Origin of the sequence: Saccharicrinis aurantiacus (assembly GCF_947489045.1) — a bacterium.
Lineage (GTDB): Bacteria > Bacteroidota > Bacteroidia > Bacteroidales > Marinilabiliaceae > Saccharicrinis > Saccharicrinis aurantiacus.
Genome location: NZ_CANLCN010000003.1, coordinates 227,599 through 251,112, shown reverse-complemented (window position 1 = coordinate 251,112; position 23,514 = coordinate 227,599). Strand labels below are relative to the sequence as shown.

Below are 23,514 nucleotides of genomic sequence, written 5' to 3'. Positions count from 1 at the left end.
GCACTACTAAGAATTAATTATTTTACTGAAAACACAGAACCTTCAGTGGCAAGATAAGTATTGGAGAAGGTTTCTTTAGCCTCCTTAAGAAATGGAGTAAGATTCTTATATCGTGAAGAAAAATGCCCAATTATTAATTGTTTTACATTTGCTTCTTTAGCAATTTTAGCAGCTTGCTCAGCTGTAGAATGATAGGTCTTTTTTGCCAGATGTGATTTATCACTTAAGAATGTTGACTCATGATATAATAAATCGACTTCCTTTAGCTTCTCAGTTATCTGTGGTTTATAACGAGTATCTGTACAAAAAGCATATGACCTTGGCTTGATTGATGGCAATGTAATATCATTATTTAAGAGAAGTTCTCCTGATTTTGCAGTAAAATCTGCCCCTCTTTTAATACTAACCATCTCCTTAATTGAAGGTTCGTGCTTAAAAACAAATTCCTTCCTTAATTTAAGTTCAGTGGGCTTTTCTCTGAAAATAAAACCAACAGTTGGTATTCTGTGTTTCAAAGGGATAGTTTCAACCTCAATAGTTTTATCAGAATATATTATCTCTGATCCTTTAGTATTGATGGAGCTAAAAATAACTTTAAAAGGTAAATCTGTACAGAAGTAATGTAATTGAGGAGTCATCATTCGCTCTAAATCTTCATGGGCGAATATCTGAAGATCTTTAGTTCTTCCTAACAAGCCTAATGTTGATATTAAACCAATTAAGCCAAAGCAATGATCTCCATGTAAATGGGAAATAAAGATCTGATTAATCTTTGATAAATTAATCTTATTACGGCGCAGTTGCATTTGTGTACCTTCACCGCAATCTATCAAAAAAAACCGCTCAGATGCATTGAGCACTTGAGCGGTTGGATATCTTTCTGATGTTGGTAATGCTGAATTGCTACCTAAAATAGTTACAGAAAATGTTTTCGACATAAATAAATTTAGTCAATAGCTTTACGCATTATTTCTATTCCATTTTCGATATCAGGAGCAATTGTTAAAACCGAATCTAGTTGTGAAACCGAAATTAATCGCTCCACAGCTGGTTGTAATCCTGTTAAAACAAATACTCCATCAGCATTTTTACATAATCTATTAGCTACTAGAATAGCACTTAATCCTGATGAATCACAATAACTTGATTTAGATAAATCGAGAACAATATTCTTTTCTCCATTACCTGACAATAAAACTAGTTCAGATTTTAAAGAGGGAGCAACATGAGTATCAAGCTTCTCCTTTTGCATCTGAATTTGCGTAAAACCATCTAATTTATCAATTTGAAAATCCATATAAAGATCTATTTAAGTGCTACATTCTAAAAATTAAATTATTTCTTCTCGTCAGCCTCCATTTGATCTTTTAGAGCCTGTAAGCTTGAAATATCGCCTAAAGTAGTCTTTTCTAAATTATCTTTCAACTTCTTAACACCTTTTTTAGTAGTTTTTACTTCAGTTGCTCTTTCTGAATCATCAGCAGCTTTTTTAGCGTCTTCGAAAGTTCTTGAATGGGAAAGAATTATACGCTTAGATGCTTTATTAAACTCAATTACTTTGAAATCTAATTTTTCATCAACTTTCGCATTAGAATTATCCTCTTTAGTTAAGTGACGTGGAGTTGCAAAACCTTCAACACCATAAGGAAGAGCTATTACAGCACCTTTGTCGAATAACTCAACAATTGTTCCTTCGTGTACAGAATCAACTGTAAATAAAGTTTCGAATACATCCCAAGGATTCTCTTCTAATTGCTTATGTCCTAAGCTTAATCTTCTGTTTTCTTTGTCGATTTCTAATACAACAACCTCTACTTCTTCACCTATAGAAGTGAATTCTGCTGGATGCTTAATTTTCTTAGTCCAAGAAAGGTCTGAAATATGGATTAATCCATCAATACCTTCTTCGATTTCAACAAATACTCCGAAGTTTGTGAAGTTACGTACTTTTGCTTTATGCTTAGAGTTTACAGCATAAACCTCTTCAATTTTCTCCCATGGATCAGTTTTTAATTGTTTGATACCAAGAGACATTTTACGCTCGTCGCGATCTAAAGTTAAGATAGTTGCTTCAACAGCTTCTCCTACTTTTAAGAAATCTTGAGCTGAACGTAAGTGTTGTGACCATGACATTTCTGAAACGTGGATAAGACCTTCTACACCCGGAGCAATTTCAACAAATGCACCATAGTCAGCCATAACAACAACTTTACCGTTTACTTTATCTCCAACTTTAAGCTCTGAATCTAAAGCATCCCAAGGATGAGAAGTTAATTGTTTTAATCCTAAAGCGATACGTTTTTTCTCGTCATCAAAGTCTAAGATTACAACGTTTAATTTTTGGTCTAATTGTACAATCTCCTCTGGATGAGAAACACGTCCCCATGAAAGATCTGTAATATGGATAAGACCGTCAACACCACCAAGGTCGATAAATACACCATAAGAAGTGATGTTTTTAACAGTACCTTCAAGTACTTGACCTTTCTCTAATTTAGAGATAATATCTTTTTTCTGTTGCTCAAGTTCAGCCTCGATAAGCGCTTTATGAGATACAACAACATTTTTGAATTCTGGGTTAATTTTAACCACTTTGAATTCCATAGTTTTACCTACGTACATATCGTAGTCACGGATAGGCTTCACATCAATTTGTGATCCTGGTAAGAAAGCCTCAATTCCGAATACATCTACAATCATACCACCTTTAGTACGACATTTGATGTAACCTTTGATTACTTCGTCGTTTTCTAAAGCAGCATTAACTCTATCCCAAGAACGTAAAGCACGTGCTTTTTTATGAGAAAGAACTAATTGACCTTTTTTGTCTTCTTGACTCTCTACGTAAACCTCAACTTTATCGCCAATAGCTAATTCAGGGTTATAACGAAATTCGTTTCTACTAATGATACCATCAGATTTGAAACCAATATTAATTACAACTTCTCTTTTAGTTAATGCGATAACTTCACCTTCGATTACTTCTTTTTCAGAAATAGTTGAAAGTGTTTTGTCGTACATTTCCTCTAATTCTGATACAGAAGTAGATCCTACAACATCACCTTGCTCGAATAAATCCCAATCAAAATTGGCATCTGAAGTTCCAGCTACTTTTTCATTTAATTCACTCATTTGAAATTCAATTAATTACTAGTTGTTAGACATTATATTGCTTAAAATCGAGCGCAAAATTAGTAAATATTTTGCAGATTCTAACATTATACACATTTTTTTTGATCACATAGCCTAAGTATAATCAATATGTTACCAATAAAAGTTATTCTTTAATCTCCTTTATTTTTGAATCATTATTATAATAGAGATTAATTTTTACCTAAAATTATTTACTTTTGGGCTTTGTTGACTATTATGTGTAGTTGATAAGGAATTTAATTTAGTTGATGTACAATATTAACTAAATAGTTATCCTTAATGCTATTTTAGCATTTTACTTTATTAATGATGATTTTAACTCAAAAGACTATAACAAGATGAAGATTTCTATTGTAGGAACTGGCTACGTTGGACTTGTTTCAGGAACCTGCTTCGCTGATGTTGGTGTAAGTGTAACATGTGTTGACATAGATAATAAAAAGATTGAGAACCTTAAAAAAGGTATTATTCCTATTTATGAGCCGGGTTTGGAAGATATGGTTCATAACAATATTGAAAAAGGTAGGCTTAATTTTACTACAAGTTTGAAAGATTCTCTAGATCAAACTGATGTCATTTTTATTGCTGTAGGTACACCACCTGACGAAGATGGCAGTGCTGATCTTAAATATGTACTTGAAGTAGCACGCCAAGTTGGTAGAAATATGAATAACTACCTAGTTGTTGTTACCAAAAGTACTGTACCTATTGGAACTGCAAATAAGGTTAAAGCTGCCATAAGTGATGAATTAGAGAAAAGAGGTGTCGAAATTGATTTCGATGTTGCCTCTAATCCTGAATTCTTAAAAGAAGGAAATGCAATTCAAGATTTCCTAAAACCGGATAGAATTGTAGTGGGTACTGAAAGCGAAAAAGCTGAGGAAACCATGAAACGTTTATATAAGCCATTTTTGTTAAACGGTCATCCAATTATTTTTATGGATATACCTTCTGCTGAAATGACAAAATATGCTGCTAACTCAATGCTTGCTACAAAAATTAGCTTTATGAATGATATGGCCAATTTATGTGAGATTGTGGGTGCCGATATTACTTCAGTAAGAAAAGGTATTGGATCTGATGCTCGCATTGGAAATAAGTTTATATATGCTGGTGCCGGATATGGTGGATCTTGTTTCCCTAAGGACGTTAAGGCTATTATAAAAACAGCCAATAACAATGGATACGATCTTAGGTTATTGCAGGCTGTAGAAGCTGTAAATGAATCTCAGAAACATGTTTTGGTTTCAAAAATAAAAGAACAATTTGGGAGTAACTTAAGTGGTAAGACTTTTGCAATGTGGGGTCTTTCATTTAAGCCAAAGACTGATGACATGCGTGAAGCACCATCATTAGTAGTAATTGATGAGTTAATAAAAATGGGAGCCAAAGTAAAAGCATATGATCCCGTTGCACAGGAAGAAGCAGAGAGAATATTAGGTGATACAATTGAGTATGGTAAAGATCAATATGATGTATTAATCGACTCTGATGCTTTAATTGTAATTACTGAATGGCCTGAATTTAGAATTCCTAATTTTAAAGTACTTGAAAAACTATTAAGTACTAAAGTGATTTTTGATGGAAGAAATATTTACGACCCTGAAGATGTTGTAAGTAATGGATTTACCTATCATAGCATTGGTCGAAAAGTAATCAATGCCTAAAAATTTGTTAATGGTGCTTTGATTCCTTCAGAGCACCATTTTTTCAATTAGAATAAATTATCAACTACAAAATAAATAATGAAAAGAATTCTTGTTACAGGCGGTGCTGGATTTATAGGTTCACACTTGTGTGAAAGATTATTAAATGAAGGAAATGAGGTTATTTGCCTCGATAATTATTTTACTGGCAGTAAAACAAACGTCATTCATTTACTTGATAATCCCTTCTTTGAGCTAGTAAGGCATGATGTTACCCACCCTTATTTTATTGAAGTTGATGAAATTTACAACCTTGCTTGTCCAGCCTCTCCTATTCACTACCAACACAATTCAATAAAAACCATTAAAACTTCAGTGATGGGCGCTATTAATATGCTAGGTCTTGCCAAGCGTATTAATGCAAAAATATTACAAGCCTCTACTTCTGAAGTATACGGTGATCCGGATATCCATCCACAAACTGAGGATTATTGGGGAAATGTTAATCCAATAGGTATTAGATCGTGTTATGATGAAGGTAAAAGATGTGCTGAAAGTTTGTTTTTTAATTATCACGACCAAAATGATGTTGCCATCAAGGTAATTAGAATATTCAACACCTATGGTCCAAGAATGAATCCCAACGACGGTAGAGTAGTTTCAAATTTTATAGTACAAGCACTAAAAGGTGAAGAAATTACTATCTTTGGAGATGGCCAACAAACAAGAAGCTTTCAGTTTGTTGATGATTTAGTTGAAGGGATGATTAGAATGATGAATTCTAAACCTGACTTTTTAGGCCCAGTGAATATTGGTAACCCTAATGAATTTACCATGTTAGAATTAGCTCAACAAATTATAAAATTGACTAATTCAACATCTAAATTAACTTATTTACCTTTACCTACTGATGATCCTACACAAAGGCAACCTGATATTAGTTTAGCACAGAAAGAGCTTAATGGGTGGGAACCTAAGGTTCAGCTTAATGAAGGTCTTATAAAAACTATTAATTATTTTGATAATTTACTTAGTAAATAAATTATGACCAAAATATTAGTAACTGGCGGAAACGGTCAGCTAGGAAATAGCATTAATTCAATTAAAGATAAATTTAGTAACCTAGAAATTACTTTTACGGATATTGATAGTTTAGATATTTGCAATATTGATGACGTAGAAAAATTTGTTCAACAAAATAAATTTCAATATATAGTTAATTGTGCAGCATATACAGCTGTTGATAAAGCAGAATCGGAAGAGAACTTAGCTACAAAGATTAATGCCTCTGCGGTTGAAAATCTTGCTATTGTAGCAAAAAACAATAATTGCAAGTTGATAAATGTATCAACAGATTATGTTTTCGATGGAAATGCTCATAAACCATATATCGAGGACGACAATACTGAACCTACATCAGTTTATGGTAAAACAAAACTTAAAGGAGAGCAGTTAGCATTCGCATCAAAAGCGGAATGCATTAATATTCGAACCTCGTGGTTATATTCAGAGTTTGGTAACAACTTTGTGAAAACAATGATAAAACTGGGCACTGAAAGAGATCAATTGGGTATAGTTTGGGATCAGATTGGAACACCAACTTATGCTGTTGATTTAGCCAAAGCTATATTAGATATTATTGAAAGTACATCTTCTGGTGAAAAAGAATTTCAATCGGGTATATATCATTATAGCAACGAAGGTGTTGCAAGTTGGTACGATTTTACAATCAACATCCATCAAATATATGGCATCAATTGCGACGTTAGTCCAATTGAAACAAAAGAGTACCCAACACCTGCACCTCGCCCTTGCTATAGTGTATTAAACAAGGCGAAAATTAAAAACGTTTATTCAATAACTATCCCGCATTGGCGAAATAGTTTAGAACGTTGTATTGAAAGTATAAAAGCGGAACAATAGATATAAATTAAAACAACTATCAAAAATGGAAAACCAAGATGTATTAAGTTTGGTAACCGAAAAAGCCAATCAATGGCTTTTGGGCAATTATAACGAAGAAACTAAAAACGAAGTAAAAGCCCTACTTGAGAATGAAGACAAATCTGACCTTATCGATGCATTCTATAAAGATTTAGAATTTGGAACAGGTGGTTTAAGAGGAATTATGGGTTCTGGTTCTAATCGTATGAATATTTATACTGTTGGAGCTGCAACACAAGGTTTAGCGAATTACTTAAACGCTCAATTTTCAGATCTTGATGAAATCAAGGTAGTTATTGGTCACGATTGTAGAAACAATAGTCGTTTATTCACTGATATTTCTGCAAAAATTTTATCTGCAAATGGTATTAAAGCATTAGTATTTGATGATTTACGCCCTACTCCAGAAATTTCATACGTAATTAGAGAGTTTGGATGTCAAAGTGGTATTATCATTACTGCATCACACAATCCTAAAGAGTACAATGGTTACAAAGCCTATTGGAACGATGGAGGTCAAATGATTGCTCCGCATGATACAAATGTAATTGATGAAGTTAAAAAGATTGCTTCTGTTGACGATATCAAATTCGAAGATACCAACAATCTAATTGAAATTTTAAGTTCAGAAGTTGACGATAAATATATTGAGAAAGTAAAATCTATTTCACTAGATACAGGTGCTATTGAGCGTCAGAAAGACCTTAAGATTGTATACACTCCGATACATGGTACTGGTGTTAAATTAATTCCTGATGCTTTACGCAGCTATGGTTTTACTAACATTATAAACATTCCTGAACAAGATGTTGTTAGTGGCGATTTCCCTACTGTTATTTCTCCAAACCCTGAAGAGCCTGAGGCTTTGGCAATGGCAGTTAACAAAGCCAAAGAAATTGACGCTGACTTAGTAATGGCTTCAGATCCTGATGCCGATCGTTTAGGTGTAGCTTGTAAAAACGATAAAGGTGAGTTTATTTTATTAAACGGTAACCAAACAGCTCTTCTATTAACGTGGTACATGGTACAACGTTGGAAAGAAAACAACCTATTAACAGGGAAAGAATTTATTGTAAAAACCATTGTAAGTACTGAATTAATCAAAGAAATTGCTATCAAAAATGATATCGAATACTTTGATGTATATACTGGCTTTAAATGGATTGCAGCTAAAATTCTTGAATTAGAAGGAAAGAAAAAATATATCTGTGGTGGTGAAGAAAGCTATGGTTTCTTACCTGGAGATTATGTTCGCGATAAAGATGCTGTTGCTTCTTGTGCAATGTTTGCAGAAATTGCTGCATGGGCAAAAGACTCTGGCGTTACTTTATTTGAACTATTGCAAAACATTTACCTTGAGTATGGTTACTCAAAAGAGAAAATGATTTACATTGTTCGTAAAGGAAAATCAGGAGCTGACGAGATTCAACAAATCATGAAGGATTTAAGAGAAAACCCTCCAACAGAATTAGCTGGTTCACGTATGTCAATAGTTAAAGATTACGGTGTTCTTAAAGCTTATAATAAGATTGAAGGAACTGAAGAAGCTATTGATTTACCTGTTACAAGTAATGTATTACAGTTTTACACTGAAGATGGCTCTAAAATTAGTGTTCGTCCATCAGGTACAGAGCCTAAAATTAAGTTCTATTTTGAGGTTCGTGGTGAAATGAATTCAAGAGAAGAATATTACTCAGCAGATGCAAAAGCTGAAACCAAGATTCAAGCAATTGTTAAAGATTTAAAAATTGACTAATCCTCAATTTTAAATTATTCTATAAAGGATGTTCTTAATTGAACATCCTTTTTTTGTAGCCAATTAGATCAAATGCATAATCCTAAATGTAAAAAGGCACAATCTCTTTCGAAATTATGCCTCTCCCTATTTTATTTCCTAAACTTATTTATCTGCCAGCTCAGTATTCCGTATTTTATAAACTTTCTTATCCTGAGATTCATAATGCGTTCTCATTAATAAGTCCATTGTAATTCCTGTAGTTATAATCTGAAAACCTCCAAATAAAAATATAATTCCAACAAAAATAATCGGACGCCCCCATATATCGTCACCCATTATCTTTAATACCAATAGATACATTAATATTACTATACCTATAAAAACAGCTTTTACACCTATAGAACCTAATAAATGCATTGGTCGCGAGGCATATTTACTTGCAAAACGCATTAATATTAAGTCACTAATTACTTTAAATGTTCTGCCTAAGCCATACTTTGATTCGCCAGCTAACCTTGCCCTATGATTCACGGGGATCTGCTCAACCTTCGCACCTTCGTTTATAGCAGATATTGCAATAAAACGATGCATTTCTCCATACAACTTAATTTCCTTCGCTATATCAGCCTTGAATACTTTTATTGCACAGCCATTATCAATGATGTTGGTTTTAGATACCTTACGTACAATTTTATTGGCAATTTTAGATGGCACTTTACGCAAAATCATACCATCTTGTCTCTTTTGTCGGATACCCGTTACAACATCACATCTCTTTTCTTTAATTACATCCATCATTCGAAGAATATCTGCAGGGTCGTTCTGTAGGTCTCCATCAAGTGTTGCAATATAATCTCCGGTAGCATAATCAATTCCCGCTTTTAAAGCAGCACTTTGGCCATAATTCTTTCGCAGCTCAATTAAAACTACATTTTTACCCTTTATTTTCAATACTTCTTCTGCAGTATTGTCAGTTGAACCATCATCAACAATTACCGTCTCAAAATTATATTCTGAGTTTTTTAAAGCATCGTATACTTGTTGAGCCAATGGAGCAACATTCTGTTCCTCGTTTAAAACGGGTATTATAATAGAAATCTTCATTCTCAAATACTTCTTAAATCTAATTATTCAACCTTTATAAGGTAAATATTTTTTAAACTATTCTCTCGCGTTCGTGGATTAAGAAACTTACCATCCATCTGTGAGATTTTTTTATGCTTAAATATTTCTGTTCTGCTTATTCTATCTTGATAAACGCTATCAACTTCTGATTTTCCTTCTTGGTTAGTAATTATCCAAAAATTAGATTTGCGTTTATATTTCTCAAGGTTATCTATATCCATCGCTCTTTCTGAAACTTTTTTTGCATAAAAGAACGTTTCAAATTGCTTGTATTTATAGGTTAATAGCAATTCATCATCGTTGGCTAACTCGTCATACATATTACAAGCTCTTATGGCTCCATGATACGAAAATGCCTTTGGCATAAAGTGATAGTTTAATACAAAATTAAGCATCAGTGAAGAAATCACTAAAGGAATAATCAATTTTGTTAAAACATCATCACTCTTAACTAATACATAAACTATAACTACAATACCTATAAGTAAAACTAGCCATATCAATAGATTACTTGTGCCAAAAACAAATGTTACTGCTAAAAGAACAACAATTAAACTTAAGCCAAGCATTATATACCTTCCTATTGAAAATGCTTTGAGAATTCCACTTGCGTTTTTTACAATGCTTGTATTAATAAAATCTGCTACAATAACGGTTAAAAATGGAATTACAGGATACAAATAATGTGGCGCTTTTTGTCCAGAAACCGAAAGTATCGAACCAAAAATTAACAAAGCACTATAGGTATAGAATTCATTACGATTAAACATGGCCTTTTTATTTTTGACTATAGACCTAATGTGATTGTAAAATGTAATGAAGGCGTATGCCGACCACGGTAGATAAATATAGATTAAAGTATGTAAATAAAAAGCATAATCTTTATTCATACCATGTGAACCTGCAATTCTTCCGGCATTATTGGTCCAAAAGAAGAACTTGATTCCCTCCCACCCGAACTGATCATAAAGACCTTTTAAGGTCGGAAACAATACAAGTGACAAAATAGGTATTGCCAAAAGCCAAATTGGAGAAAATATTTGTTTCCAATTTTTAGAGATTAACAGATGACCTCCTACAGCAAATGCCGCAACAGCTAAACCAATTGGTCCTTTTGTACTTACTGCAAATCCAATAAATACAAAGCCTAGTATAAATTGCCATAATTGTTTCGTACTTAAATAATATGCTATAAACGAAACACCTATAACTACATTTGCAGTCATTAAAGCATCTGTATGCAAATCGTTATGGTATAAAAATAGCATTTGCGATGACGCATACATTACTGCAGCAATTATTCCTGTATTCTTACTGTAATAGAGTTTTGTAAACTTGAACAATGCAAAGATACTTGCAAATGTAAATAGTAAAGTAGGCAGTTTAAACGCAAACATTGACATCCCAAATATTTGGAATGATATAGCATTTAACCAAAACATAAATGGTGGCTTTTGCAGATATGGTTTTCCATAAATATGCATATGTAGCCAATCTCCACTATCAATTATATATCGGCTTACGCCTGCATACTTTGCTGAATCGATACCCACTTCTGGGAATAATCCGATAATGTAAATAATAACTATTGATGTAAATACTGCAAAAAGGGTATTCTTGGAATTCATAAACTTTATACTGCTTATATTTTAATTGAAAGAAATGGTTTTATTTAGTATTGGAAACTATCTGAATAATACAATAGCTAAGCTAAAAAATCATAATCGTTGGATAGTTTTTTTTATTAATAAAGTGCAAAGATTGACAATCAAATTCAAACAAAATATTTCATCTAAATAAATTTTTCCCAAATGTAGTTATTTATGGCTAAAGTAGCTTTTCTAGCAGTTAAATATTAAAAGCATTTGGCAATAATTTTCAGCTCCGTTTGACTTCCTAATTCAACAATGTCGTAAGCTAATATTGGGATACAATTAGACGCTCATTAAACATGCACGATTAATTACACACAGTAATGACTAATCTATTCGTGAAAAAGACAGAAGAATAACACAAGTATTAGGCCCTATCACAATTATCCTGATGAGAAAACTTGATGCAAAAACCGTTTATGCTAAACATTAACTGCATTTCTAATGTTGATATTAAACAATAGATATATTACCTTGACTGTGAAATAGTTATTGCCACAATTAAATAATAGTTTAATTAATCTACCAAAAAATGAAAAACAAACAATTCAAAATGATTCTTGCCATGTTCTTATTGGGCTACGCAAGTCTATCAGCTCAAGATTTTATGAATCGTGAAATACTTCCGATTGTTCCCCCAGAACCTCAAACGTATTCTGAATTAGATGCACGCAGAGCAACACCTCCAGAACCTTTCTTTGTAAAGGCACCTAAGGATGCACCCAACGTTGTAGTTATCCTAATAGATGACCTTGGTTTAGGCGCAACTTCTGCTTTTGGAGGACCAATACAAACACCTACTATGGATAAGTTAGCCAAAAATGGCTTACGTTATAATAACTTCCATACTACTGCCTTATGTTCTCCTACCAGAATGGCATTGAAAACGGGGCGCAACCACCACACATGTAACACTGGTTCAATTATGGAAACTGCTACAGCATATCCAGGCAATACAGGATCTTTGCCTGGTAGTGTTGCACCTTTAGCCGAGATGTTACGTTTAAACGGGTATAGTACTAGTGCATTTGGTAAATGGCACGAAACAGCTGCTTGGGAAACTAGTGTTTCTGGCCCATTTGACCGTTGGCCAACACATCAAGGCTTTGATAAATTTTATGGGTTTATTGGTGGAGAAACAGACCAGTGGGCACCACTTATTTATGATGGTGTAAAGAAGGTAAATCCTCCTAAAATGGAAAATTACCACTTTACAACCGATATGACTAACCAGGCAATTAATTGGGTTCAAGCCCAACAGTCAATGACTCCAGATAAACCTTTCTTTGTATACTTTGCAACTGGTGCTGTACATGCTCCCCACCATGTTTCTAAAGAGTGGAGCGACAAATACAAAGGTAAATTTGATAAAGGATGGGATGCCATTAGAGAAAATACTGTAGCAAAACAGAAGGAAATGGGTATTATACCTAAAAATACAAAATTGGCACCTAAACCAGAGGACATTAAAGACTGGGCAAAATTAACTGATGATGAGCGTAAATTATTTGCCCGTCAAGCAGAGGTATTTGCAGGATTTATGGAAATGACCGATTATGAAGTAGGTAGACTAATGGATGCTATAGATGCAATTGGAGAATTAGATAATACATTATTTATTTTTGTTGCAGGTGATAATGGTACAAGTGCCGAAGGTGGCATGGTGGGTATGTATAATGAAATGACTTACTTTAACTTTGTTGAAGAAAAAGTTGAGGACTTAATTCCATTAATGGATGATTGGGGATTAAAGAATACTTTCCCACATATGGCAGCAGGATGGGCTGTGGCTCTTGATGCGCCATTTACATGGACTAAACAAGTTGCTTCTGATTTTGGCGGTACTAGAAATGGTTTAATTATTCATTATCCAGATGGAATTAAAGAAAATAATGGAATCAGAACACAGTTTTCTCACGCTATTGACATAGCACCTACAGTACTTGAAATAGCAGGATTACCTGAACCTAAGGTTGTAAATGGTGTACCTCAAACCCCTATTGAAGGTACTAGTATGGCATATACATTTAATGATGCTAAAGCGGCAGAACGCCATACAATTCAATATTTTGAGATGTTTGGAAATAGGGCATTATATCTAAATGGTTGGTTCGCGCGTACTATTCATCGTGCACCTTGGGAAATGAAAGACTTTGCTCCTCTCGAAGAAGATGTTTGGGATTTATATAATGTGAGAGAAGATTTTAGTTTAACAAGAAATCTTGCATCAAAATACCCAGAGAAACTTGAAGAAATGAAGAGTCTATTTATGGCTGAAGCAGAAAAATATCATGTTCTTCCGATCGATGATAGAGTTGTAGAGCGTACAAACCCCGCAATTGCAGGACGCCCTGATATTATGGGAGGGCGTACATCACTAACTCTTTATGAAGGTATGGAAGGAATGATGGAAAATACTTTTATTAATGTTAAAAATAAATCGTTCACTATAACAGCTGATATTGTTGTCTCTAACCAAAATTCACAAGGTGTAATTTTAACACAGGGTGGACGTTTTGGAGGATGGGCGCTTTATATGATTGATGGTAAACCTGAATTTACTTATAACTTCCTTGGTTTAGAGCGCTTTGTTATATCATCAAAAGATAAACTACCCGTTGGTGAATCAACTGTAAAATTTGATTTTATATACGATGGAGATGGACTAGGTAAAGGTGGTAAAGGCATTTTGCATATTGCCGGTAAGGAAGTTGGTGATGCTCGAATAGAAAGAACTCAACCTAACATGTTTTCTGCTGATGAAACAGCTGATGTTGGTTTAGATAATCAAACGCCTGTTGCATTAGGTATTGGTTACGGCCCAGAAGAAACTAAATTCAATGGTAAAATAGAAAAGGTTATTGTTGAAATTAAATAAGTTTTAAATATAGTAAATGGCAAGCTTGTTGAAATTAATTTTCAACTGTAGCTTGCCATTTTTGCTTACTTCTATAACTTATGATAATTTACCTGGGTGCTCACCACCTCTGTCTGCACGAGGACCTCTTTGCCCTTGACCAGGCTTACCTTTTCCCTTTTTGCCACCTTTCATTTTACTAGAATGTGCATCAAACATCACTTTTTGCTCATCGGTAAGAAGATTTCTAACTTCTTGCTTATTGGCAAAACGCTTTTTCATCATGTCTGCCTTAAGCTCAGAGATCTGATCGATTAACTTATTCACTTCCTTAGTGTTTACTTCATCACCTTTAGAAGCTTTATTCAGTTGAGCTTCAAGAACTGTAATCTCATCCTTAATAGGCATATTTTCTTTAGTAAATTTTACATGCAATGCCTTAATCTCTTCTTTTTGAGTATCAGTTAACTCTGCAAAGAATTTACCTTTCATTTGCCCCTGACGTTCTCCTTTATTACAGCTACCCTTTTGAGCCAAAATATTATTTATTCCAAATACGCTTACAATGGCTACTAATGCTAAAACTTTTAATGATTTCATAATATTAATTTTTAATAATTTACTTAATATGTTACAACTTTTAATTATGTAATTGGATGCATCTTTCCCGATTTGCTTATACAAGTCAAGCAATTACCTTAATTAAAATATATTTAAATGGATTTTAATTCCGTATCAACTACTCTTGATCCTGGTTTGACACTTTTCGCTCTCTTCCTCTGCCCTCTTTTCCATTAGGTCCTCCACGATTAAACCCTTTATCTTTATGAAAAAGCATTTTTCCAAATAGTAAATCAAAATTTACTTGCTGCTCTGAAGTACAGATTCTGCGCATACTAATGAAGTGATCTATCATTTCGGTTTCTATCGAACCCTTTATCTGAGCCATCTCTTCAATTATTTCCTTTTGCTTTATTTCATTATCATCAGCTAAGGCTTGCATCAAATTCTTCTTAAGCTTATCGAGATGTTCATCTTTATTCTTCATCTGCTTAAAATGGCTATATCGTAAAGCCTTAAATTGTTGCTCTTGTTCTGCAGTTAAATCTAACTTACTAATTAGAAAACGCAAGCCTTTCTCTTCAGCATTATCTTTACCTCTTAAATGTTCTACTCGTTGCTTAATGTTTTTTTCAACCGTTGGTCTTTCCCACCACATACGCCAGGAAAAAACGTTTAGAACTACTAATAGTAGAATTATAATTATATAATGTTTCTGATTCATATTATTCCGTTTTCAAGTATTCTTCGTAATAAGTCATAGCAACTGAATTATAACTGTATTCAGTATATAGTACTTCAGAATCTGACGCCGCAACTTCTGTTACACCAATATCGTTAGTCAAGAAGTAGTTGGCTAAGTTTAATGCAACTAGAGCCGCAATACCAGGCTTCAATACATAACCCCAATTTATTCTAAAGGAAGATTTATTTCCTTGTTGTTCGATCTCATGCAATACCCTATTTGTAAAAAAGGGAGATGGTGAAACCGGTTCTTTTCTAGTAGTACTATTCAGTATCTTCTCAACTTCAATATTTATATTTCTTTTTTCCATTATACCAATCTTTAATAAGATTAACAGCTTTACTACTATTCTATTAGACGTCATGTTTATTAAAACCCTTCACTTTTTACAAATAATTCTTTATTTGCTTTTCAAGAACGGTCTTTAATTTTTTACGAGCCCTTACCACTAACACTTCAATACTCTTTACTGTGGTTTCCATAATTTCAGCAACTTCTTTCTGTGGTAAGCCTTCAACCTGCGTTAGAACAAATGCCTCTTTTTGCCTATTGGCTAATTTACTCAAACCAGCATACAAAAATTCTTTTCTTTGTTCATTTATAATCTCATCCGATGCGGTTGATTCTGAACTTTTGAATGCGGTAAGATAATTATCATCTCCTAAAAAACTAACCAAGCCTGCTCCTCTTTTTGCGCGTCCTTGTGCTCGCAAAAAATCTAAACTTTTATTGGAAGCAATTCTATAAATCCAAGTTGAAAAAGTTGACTTATTGTTAAAATTTTTCAACGATTTAAATAACTCAATAAAAACTTCTTGTGCAATATCTTCAGCATCATGTTGATTATTACAATATGAATAGCAAATATTAACAACCTTCTCCTTATAAGAGTTAACGATATGTTCAAATGCTTGAATATTGCCATTTGAAGCCATCTGTATTTGCTCTATTTCATTGCTTGTAGTCATTCAGTTTTGTTCTTTATAAATACTTAGACGCCATAAACTAAAATATCCTTCACATTCATCAAAGTAATTTTAAAACAATAACATTTAAGTACTCAAAGAATCTTTTTTTTGTAAATTTAGGTAATCTAAATTCCATATGCATTTATGAAATCACCTTTTGTGATATTATTTTTATTTATCTACAGTAATCTATGTGCTATAGACGACGAAATACATGATGTACTATTACTTAATTCGTATCATGTAGGTTATAATTGGACAGATATGCTTACAGAGGGTGTTATTGACGGATTTGGAGCCTGCTCAGGATATCGGATATTTGTAGAATACCTAGACTCTAAAAGATTTTACGACCAAACTTATTTTAATTCTCTTAAAGACATCTATAAATACAAATATCGCGACAGCAACATAGATGGAATTATATGTGCCGATAATCATGCCTTTGAGTTTTTTCTTACTTATGGTGATTCTATTTGGAAAGATCCTGTTCCTGTTACATTCTGTGGAGTTAATAATATTGATGATATCGAATATGATAGAAATAGATATAAGGGAGTAAGAGAAGATATTAATGTAAAAGAAAATCTGGATTTGATTTTTAAATTTCACCCACAAACAGATACGCTTGTTATTATTTCTGACGAAACCTTATCCGGAAAAATTTTTCACCAACAGGTTACTGATGGGCTAACGAATAATTATGCGCACATACCATACATAAATATTGATGGAACAGAATTCTCTAATTTATGTAATAAGTTAGATTCCCTTAATAAAGAAAATAAAGTAATTATACTTCTTAATTTATATTCAATAAAAAATTCTTTACCAATTAATTTACATGATTTTGGAAAAGATATTTTTCAAAATACCAATATACCCATATATAGTTTTTGGGATTTCTTACTAGATGACTTTATTGTTGGCGGCTGCTTAGTTTCTGCTCATAGTCAAGGGTATGATGCGGCTAACCTCTTAATGAATATGATACATGGCAAGCCTTTTGCAAAGGCTAATTTATCTACAAATCATATCAATACTTTTGACAACAGTTTACTACTCAAGTATAAAATTGATGAAAAGTTATTGCCTGAAAATAGTATTATCATTAATAAACCAGCCACATTTTGGAACAAATACAAAACCTATATCGTCTTCGTTTTTACAACCTTAATTTTATTAATAGTTGCCAATATATTGATGGTAAATCATATGCTAGCCAGAAGAAAAGCTGAAACCAAATTATTAGATAGTGAGAAGCGATTAGAAATGGCATTAAATAGTGCCAACGAAGGTCTTTGGGATTATATAATAGGTAATGAAAATATTTTTATTAACACTAACTTAGCAATACTCCTTGGCTATAATTCTGTTGAAGATCTTAACCTATCACCTAAAAATTGGCGTCAATTTATTGTTGAGGAGGACAAACAAAAACTTGAAAGCGCATTTAATGCACACCTAAATAATACAACAGACTTCTTCAACTGTGAGTTACGAATGTATAGAAAGAACAGAACACAAGGATGGTATGCTGTGCATGGGAAAATTACTGAGTTTGATTCTAAAAACCAAGCAATTCGAATAACTGGGATATTGATTGATATTAATTCACAAAAAGATTTTGAGAATGAATTAAAGCAAGCCAAAGAAAAAGCCGAAGAAAGTGACCGTTTAAAATCGTCCTTCTTAGCTAATATGAGTCATGAAATAAGAACACCGATGAATGCTATCCTCGGGTTCTCTGATATCGTAACTGAGCAGGAACTTGAAACTAAAGAACAGCATATTTACCTAAGGCAAATAAAGTATAGCGCTGAAAAATTACTAAATATCATTAATGATATTGTTGATATCTCGAAAATTGAATCTGGTCAATTAGATATTAATTTCGTTAATTTTGATGTAGAAAAATTAATTGATAATATATCCATAACTGCACGTCCGTTACTTAAAGATAATCCAGAAGTATCTTTAATTATTGATAAAGATGAGAAGCTTAAAGGCTACTATATACATACTGACCCATTAAGATTGGAACAAATACTACTTAATCTTATAAGTAATTCTGCTAAATTCACAACAAAGGGTTCAATAATTTTAAGGTATTACCTTAAAGGAAATGAGTCAATAATATTTAATGTAATTGATACTGGCGAAGGAATTGCTAAACAATACCATAAAGTAATATTTGAACGTTTCCGACAAGGTGGAAAATCAATTAATAAAATTAGCTCTGGAACCGGATTAGGGTTATCAATTTGCAAAAGTCTTGTTGAACTAATGAATGGTAAAATTAGTGTTGCGTCTAAAGAAAATATGGGCTCTACATTTATTGTTGAATTACCATTAATTTTAATTCCTCAGAAGAAAAAGGATTTGATTTAATATATTTGCGCTGATTATTAAATTGATTGTATATGCAGCTTTTTTACGAACCAAATATATTAGATACACATACACTAAATCCGATTGACTCAAAACATTGTGTTAGAGTATTAAGACACACTGTTGGAGATCAAATCTCCGTAATGGATGGGATTGGAAATTGGTTTAATTGCGAAATAATTGAAGATAATCCTAAAAAATGCAAAGTATCTATCCTAAGTAAAAAAGATGATAAACCAAGAAAATCATCTTTGCATATCGCTGTTGCTCCAACAAAAAATATTGATCGTTTAGAATGGTTTCTTGAAAAAGCCACCGAAATGGGAATAGAACAAATTACACCTATTTTGTGTGAACATTCTGAAAGAAAAATAATTAAACCCGAACGATTAGAGAAGGTTATTATTAGTGCAATGAAACAATCACTGAAAGCATACAAACCTATCTTAAATCAACTTACTCCTTTTAAAACTTTTATTGCGACTAATTCTAATGCGGATAATAGTTTTATTGCTCATTGCAATGAGGGTACTAAAGACATTCTTAAGACTGTATATCCTAAAGGAGAAAACACTACAATAATGATAGGCCCTGAGGGTGATTTTTCTGTGAGCGAAGTGGAGTTAGCATTGAAAAGTAACTTTAGGGCAATTAGCTTAGGCGAAGCTAGATTAAGAACAGAAACAGCAGCCTTAATGGCTTGTGCCACTTTTAATATCACCAATATGTAATTCCATATTGGTGACAAACATTTACCTACAACTATTCCAATTCAGGGTAAGTCCAGGCGCGAGCTGCTTCATACATAGCTAGTACATTCTCAACAGGTGTATCCTCTGTGATTTTATAACTAGGGCCCAGTATAAATCGTCCTCCTGGTGCCATAGTATCTAATAATCTAGTAACTCCCTCTTTAACCATATTCGGCGCTCCCTGTTTTAATAACAGTTCTTCATCCATGGCTCCACAAAAGGTAATTATTTTTCCAAAATCCTTTTTAAGTCCATCTGCAGACATTCCGATAGCAGTAGTTTGAATTGGGTCTAAAACCTCAGCACCAGCGCTAATAAATTGAGGTAGTAATTTACGAACGCCTCCACAGCTATGCATATAAAAATGTGCATTATTATTTTTTGCTTCCTCGGTGAATGCATCAATTGCAGGCCTAACGTATAAATCCCATTGATCGCTACTAATAGTTACACCATCTTTTGTGCCGAAATCATCTGCAATTCGTATAAAATCAACTCTATCTCCGGCAACTTCGAAGAAATGCTGCATGAAATCAGTGTAAAACTCCACTACTTTTAAGCAAAGCGCTTTAAAGAACTTAGGATAATCCATCATCACCTCCGTAAAGGTTTGTTCTCCTATCAGTCGTTTTACAATACGGAATAATCCGGGAGAGGAATAACCAGGCGCAGTCATAATAGCGTAATCCTGATACTTTGTTAACTGCTGATCTAAAGATGAAAAATCAAATAAATCAGAACTTGGCCAGCTATAATCTTCTAAATAAGTAGGATCAGTAATTCCTTCAAAAGGGTGAGAATCGGCTAACCAATATGCATTATTACCCTCTTCAATACGAGTGTATCCAACACCCCAAATATCTCTTTTACGCTTTCTATCTTCGCTTATTAATTGAGTTCCGATGTATTTGGGTTCAACCCATCTAAAATCAACATCTAAATACTCTAATAGTTGGTCTCTATTACTAAATCCAAGATGATTCATCATCTTTTCTCCAAACTCTGGGGTATCCCAATAAAAGAAAGGTACTCTATCCGGAAATTCCGAATGAAGTGCCTTTAATACTCTTTCCTTGTGATTCATAAAGAACTATTTTAGGCAGTAATTAACACTGTACTAAATCGACGAAAATCGATTTCATCAAATGTAAACTCTTTTTAAGAAAAAACAAACTTAAAAGAAGATCTTAACAAGCTACTAACTGCCTAAACTATTTAGTTATGTCTTTGCCTTACTGCCTCGTATAGTAAAACTCCTGCAGCGACAGATACATTTAAAGAACTAATGGTTCCTAAAATAGGAATTTTAGCATCTGTATCACAAATTTTAGATATTTGAGCAGACACCCCTTTATCCTCTGCTCCCATTATAATTGCTGTAGGTCCGGTATAATCAACGGAAGTATAATCATCATCAGCCTTTTCTGTTGCTGCTACAATGTTTAATCCTGAATTTTTTAGATATTCAACAGATTTAAATAAATTTTTAACCCTACAAACAGGAATATTATGAAGTGCTCCAGCGGATGTTTTTACTGCATCTGCATTGATAGGTGCTCCTCCTTTTTCTGGAATAATAATCATATTAACTCCGGCACATTCAGCTGTACGAGCAATAGCACCCATATTTCTAATGTCTGTAATACCATCTAGCACTAATACTAAAGGTATTTTTGCATCTTCAAATATACCTATTAAAACATCTTCAAGGTTTTGGTAAGTAACTGCAGATACAAAGGCTACAACCCCTTGGTGGTTCTTTCTTGTAACTCTATTCAATCGTTCCATTGGAACATATTGTGTTACAATATCTGCACTCTCGAGCTCTTGCATTAACTCATCAAACAATTCACCCTTTAACCCTTTTTTTATTAGGATTTTCTCAATTTCTTTACCTGAACGAATTGCCTCTATTACTGAATGCAAACCAAATAAAAAATCACCTTTACCTGCCATATCTAATTGTATTACAATTTCTTTATCAAAGTACAAAAATAAGTACTTCTTTACTATCGTTTATAATAAACTCTTTTTTCTTTCAGCCTTTTCAAATTCTAGCTGATACTCTTCCCATTGTTCCATTTCTGCTTCGAGCTTTTGATTTACCTCTTGGTATTTCATTAAAAACTCATTATCACTCGCTTTTGATGGATCTTGCATTTGCTTGTCGAGAGATTCTACTTCTTCTTCTAATTGAGCAATTAAAGCTTCCGATTTCTTAACATTTTGCTCAGCCTTTTTAACTAACCTACTAACCTCTTTTCTTTCTTCATAGGATAATTTCTGAGTTGCCTTAGATGAATCTTCATCAATAACTTTTACCTTAGGGCTATTGGCCTTTTGAGCCTCCATCTCCTTTAATGATTCTAATTTTTTACGTTGCAAAAACTCATAAACACCTCCAAGGTGCTCTTGCATTTTTTTGTTTCTGAACTCGTAAACCTTATCTACCAAACCGTCTAAAAATTCACGATCGTGAGAAATTACAATCACAGTACCTTCAAAATCTTTAACAGCTTGCTTTAATAATTCTTTAGATCGAATATCAAGATGATTTGTAGGCTCATCCAAAATCAAAAGATTAACAGGTTCAAGAAGTAACTTCACCATTGCTAAGCGTGTTCTTTCTCCTCCTGATAAAACAGAAACTTTCTTTTCAACGGTTTCTCCACTAAACATGAAGGCTCCCAATAAATCGCGTATTTTAAGCCTAATTTCGCCTACCGCAACATTATCAATAGTTTCTAGTATGGATTGACTTTCATCTAATAAATCAGCCTGATTTTGTGCAAAATATCCAATTTTAACTTGATGACCATGCTTTAAACTACCCTCGTAGGCAATTTCATTCATTATCATCCGAGCCATCGTTGTTTTACCTTCGCCATTACGACCTATGAAAGCAACCTTCTCGCCCCGCTCTATCGCAAAGTCAACATCATTAAGCACGTTTAAATCGCCATAGCTTTTTGATACATGCTTACCTTCGAGTGTAATTACACCCGAATGAGGAGCTGGCGGAAACTTAATACGTAATGCTGAATTATCAAATTCATCAACCTCTATTCTATCAATTTTTTCGAGTTGCTTGATACGCGACTGTACCTGAACCGCCTTAGTTGCTTGATATCTGAAACGCTCTATAAACTTTTCAGTATCTTCAATTTGCTTTTGCTGATTGCGATAAGCTGCCAATTGTTGCTCGTGACGTTCTGCTCTTAATTCTAAATATTTAGTATACGATGCTTTATAATCGTATATTTTTCCCATTTGTATTTCAATGGTGCGCTTTGTAATGTTATCTAAAAAGGCTCTATCGTGAGAAACTAAAATAACTGCACCACTATAATTCTTTAAGAAATCCTCAAACCATTGAATAGATTCAATATCTAAATGGTTGGTTGGCTCATCCAAAAGAAAAACATCAGGCTTTTGTAATAATTTTTTAGCAAGTTGAATACGCATTCGCCACCCACCAGAAAACTCTGATGTTAAGCGAGTAAAGTCAGCACGCTCAAACCCTAATCCTTTAAGAGTTATCTCGATACTAGATGCATAATTTGCACCACCAAGAATACTTAGGCGTTCGTTTTTGTCGCTAACTTGGTGTATAATATCTAAATACTCTTCCGATTCGTAGTCAGTACGTGTAGCCAATTGGTTGTTCAATTGCTCAATATCTGTTTCGAGCTGTTTTAATTCACCAAAAGCTTTTTCAACTTCATCCCATACCGTACCTGTGTCATCATGTTTCATATGCTGAGGCAGATACCCCAACTTAACATCTTTAGGGCGGGTTACAATACCTGAACTAGGTTCTTGATAACCCGCTAATATTTTCAGTAAGGTAGACTTACCTGCACCGTTTTTACCCGCTAAACCTATTTTATCTTTAGGATTAACGAGAAATGAGACGTCACTAAAAAGAGTAAAACCTCCGAAAGTGACGTTAACTTGATTTGCTGAAACCATTGTATATTTT

The 23,514-nt window shown here is 33.5% G+C and carries 19 protein-coding genes; 7 read left to right on the top strand and 12 right to left on the bottom strand.

Going from position 1 to position 23,514, the window contains the following annotated elements:
* Nucleotides 1-17: 17 nt before the first annotated feature.
* The 3 genes from QMO11_RS05835 to rpsA are packed head-to-tail and all read right to left on the bottom strand — an operon-like array spanning nucleotide 18 to nucleotide 3,132.
* Nucleotides 18-938, bottom strand: a complete 921-nt coding sequence (locus QMO11_RS05835) for a ribonuclease Z (protein WP_282036453.1) — start codon at nucleotides 936-938, stop codon at nucleotides 18-20.
* 8 nt (nucleotides 939-946) lie between these two features.
* A complete protein-coding gene (locus QMO11_RS05830; protein ID WP_075602500.1) occupies nucleotides 947-1,297 on the bottom strand; it encodes an STAS domain-containing protein in 351 nt (116 codons plus the stop codon).
* Between the two features lie 38 nt (nucleotides 1,298-1,335).
* Nucleotides 1,336-3,132, bottom strand: a complete 1,797-nt coding sequence (gene rpsA / locus QMO11_RS05825; protein WP_075602501.1) for a 30S ribosomal protein S1 — start codon at nucleotides 3,130-3,132, stop codon at nucleotides 1,336-1,338.
* Between the two features lie 359 nt (nucleotides 3,133-3,491).
* Between rpsA and QMO11_RS05820 the strand changes: the two genes are divergently transcribed.
* The 4 genes from QMO11_RS05820 (at nucleotide 3,492) to QMO11_RS05805 (ending at nucleotide 8,499) form a co-directional block, all read left to right on the top strand.
* Nucleotides 3,492-4,820, top strand: coding sequence for a UDP-glucose dehydrogenase family protein (locus tag QMO11_RS05820; protein WP_282036452.1), 1,329 nt, complete (start codon nucleotides 3,492-3,494; stop codon nucleotides 4,818-4,820).
* Nucleotides 4,821-4,898: 78 nt separating this feature from the next.
* Nucleotides 4,899-5,840 carry a UDP-glucuronic acid decarboxylase family protein gene (locus QMO11_RS05815; RefSeq protein WP_282036451.1) on the top strand — a complete coding sequence of 314 codons (942 nt, stop codon included), beginning with the start codon at nucleotides 4,899-4,901 and terminating at the stop codon, nucleotides 5,838-5,840.
* Between the two features lie 3 nt (nucleotides 5,841-5,843).
* The gene (rfbD, locus tag QMO11_RS05810; RefSeq protein WP_282036450.1) at nucleotides 5,844-6,722 is read left to right on the top strand and encodes a dTDP-4-dehydrorhamnose reductase; all 879 of its coding nucleotides are present in this window, start codon (nucleotides 5,844-5,846) and stop codon (nucleotides 6,720-6,722) included.
* A gap of 25 nt (nucleotides 6,723-6,747) precedes the next feature.
* Nucleotides 6,748-8,499 carry a phospho-sugar mutase gene (locus tag QMO11_RS05805; RefSeq protein WP_282036449.1) on the top strand — a complete coding sequence of 584 codons (1,752 nt, stop codon included), beginning with the start codon at nucleotides 6,748-6,750 and terminating at the stop codon, nucleotides 8,497-8,499.
* A 144-nt stretch (nucleotides 8,500-8,643) separates the two neighbouring features.
* Here the strand turns inward: QMO11_RS05805 and QMO11_RS05800 are convergent, their stop codons facing one another.
* Together QMO11_RS05800 and QMO11_RS05795 are read right to left on the bottom strand one after the other, a co-directional pair.
* Nucleotides 8,644-9,585, bottom strand: a complete 942-nt coding sequence (locus tag QMO11_RS05800; RefSeq protein ID WP_282036448.1) for a glycosyltransferase family 2 protein — start codon at nucleotides 9,583-9,585, stop codon at nucleotides 8,644-8,646.
* 23 nt (nucleotides 9,586-9,608) lie between these two features.
* The gene (locus tag QMO11_RS05795) at nucleotides 9,609-11,234 is read right to left on the bottom strand and encodes an ArnT family glycosyltransferase (protein WP_282036447.1); all 1,626 of its coding nucleotides are present in this window, start codon (nucleotides 11,232-11,234) and stop codon (nucleotides 9,609-9,611) included.
* A gap of 556 nt (nucleotides 11,235-11,790) precedes the next feature.
* On the opposite strand from QMO11_RS05795, the gene QMO11_RS05790 reads away from it, so the two are divergent.
* The gene (locus QMO11_RS05790) at nucleotides 11,791-14,136 is read left to right on the top strand and encodes an arylsulfatase (protein WP_282036446.1); all 2,346 of its coding nucleotides are present in this window, start codon (nucleotides 11,791-11,793) and stop codon (nucleotides 14,134-14,136) included.
* A 78-nt stretch (nucleotides 14,137-14,214) separates the two neighbouring features.
* On the opposite strand, the gene QMO11_RS05785 is transcribed toward QMO11_RS05790, so the two are convergent.
* From QMO11_RS05785 to QMO11_RS05770, 4 genes are all read right to left on the bottom strand, one after another.
* Complete coding sequence (locus tag QMO11_RS05785) at nucleotides 14,215-14,715, bottom strand: Spy/CpxP family protein refolding chaperone (protein WP_282036445.1); 501 nt, start codon at nucleotides 14,713-14,715, stop codon at nucleotides 14,215-14,217.
* A 139-nt stretch (nucleotides 14,716-14,854) separates the two neighbouring features.
* Nucleotides 14,855-15,400 carry a Spy/CpxP family protein refolding chaperone gene (locus QMO11_RS05780; protein WP_282036444.1) on the bottom strand — a complete coding sequence of 182 codons (546 nt, stop codon included), beginning with the start codon at nucleotides 15,398-15,400 and terminating at the stop codon, nucleotides 14,855-14,857.
* Between the two features lies 1 nt (nucleotide 15,401).
* Nucleotides 15,402-15,731 carry a hypothetical protein gene (locus tag QMO11_RS05775; protein ID WP_282036443.1) on the bottom strand — a complete coding sequence of 110 codons (330 nt, stop codon included), beginning with the start codon at nucleotides 15,729-15,731 and terminating at the stop codon, nucleotides 15,402-15,404.
* Between the two features lie 76 nt (nucleotides 15,732-15,807).
* On the bottom strand, nucleotides 15,808-16,356 hold the full coding sequence (locus QMO11_RS05770) for an RNA polymerase sigma factor (RefSeq protein ID WP_282036442.1): 549 nt from the start codon (nucleotides 16,354-16,356) through the stop codon (nucleotides 15,808-15,810).
* 177 nt (nucleotides 16,357-16,533) lie between these two features.
* Here QMO11_RS05770 and QMO11_RS05765 point away from each other — a divergent pair, with 177 nt between their 5' ends.
* Together QMO11_RS05765 and QMO11_RS05760 are read left to right on the top strand one after the other, a co-directional pair.
* The gene (locus QMO11_RS05765) at nucleotides 16,534-18,780 is read left to right on the top strand and encodes a sensor histidine kinase (protein ID WP_282036441.1); all 2,247 of its coding nucleotides are present in this window, start codon (nucleotides 16,534-16,536) and stop codon (nucleotides 18,778-18,780) included.
* 32 nt (nucleotides 18,781-18,812) lie between these two features.
* The gene (locus tag QMO11_RS05760) at nucleotides 18,813-19,511 is read left to right on the top strand and encodes a 16S rRNA (uracil(1498)-N(3))-methyltransferase (RefSeq protein ID WP_282036440.1); all 699 of its coding nucleotides are present in this window, start codon (nucleotides 18,813-18,815) and stop codon (nucleotides 19,509-19,511) included.
* Between the two features lie 31 nt (nucleotides 19,512-19,542).
* Here the strand turns inward: QMO11_RS05760 and QMO11_RS05755 are convergent, their stop codons facing one another.
* The 3 genes from QMO11_RS05755 to QMO11_RS05745 form a co-directional block, all read right to left on the bottom strand.
* The gene (locus QMO11_RS05755; protein ID WP_282036439.1) at nucleotides 19,543-20,616 is read right to left on the bottom strand and encodes a uroporphyrinogen decarboxylase family protein; all 1,074 of its coding nucleotides are present in this window, start codon (nucleotides 20,614-20,616) and stop codon (nucleotides 19,543-19,545) included.
* A 131-nt stretch (nucleotides 20,617-20,747) separates the two neighbouring features.
* Nucleotides 20,748-21,524, bottom strand: coding sequence for a 23S rRNA (guanosine(2251)-2'-O)-methyltransferase RlmB (gene rlmB, locus QMO11_RS05750; RefSeq protein WP_282036438.1), 777 nt, complete (start codon nucleotides 21,522-21,524; stop codon nucleotides 20,748-20,750).
* A gap of 24 nt (nucleotides 21,525-21,548) precedes the next feature.
* Nucleotides 21,549-23,504: an ABC-F family ATP-binding cassette domain-containing protein gene (locus tag QMO11_RS05745; protein WP_282036437.1), complete on the bottom strand. Its 1,956-nt coding sequence runs from the start codon at nucleotides 23,502-23,504 to the stop codon at nucleotides 21,549-21,551.
* Between the last annotated feature and the right edge of the window lie 10 nt (nucleotides 23,505-23,514).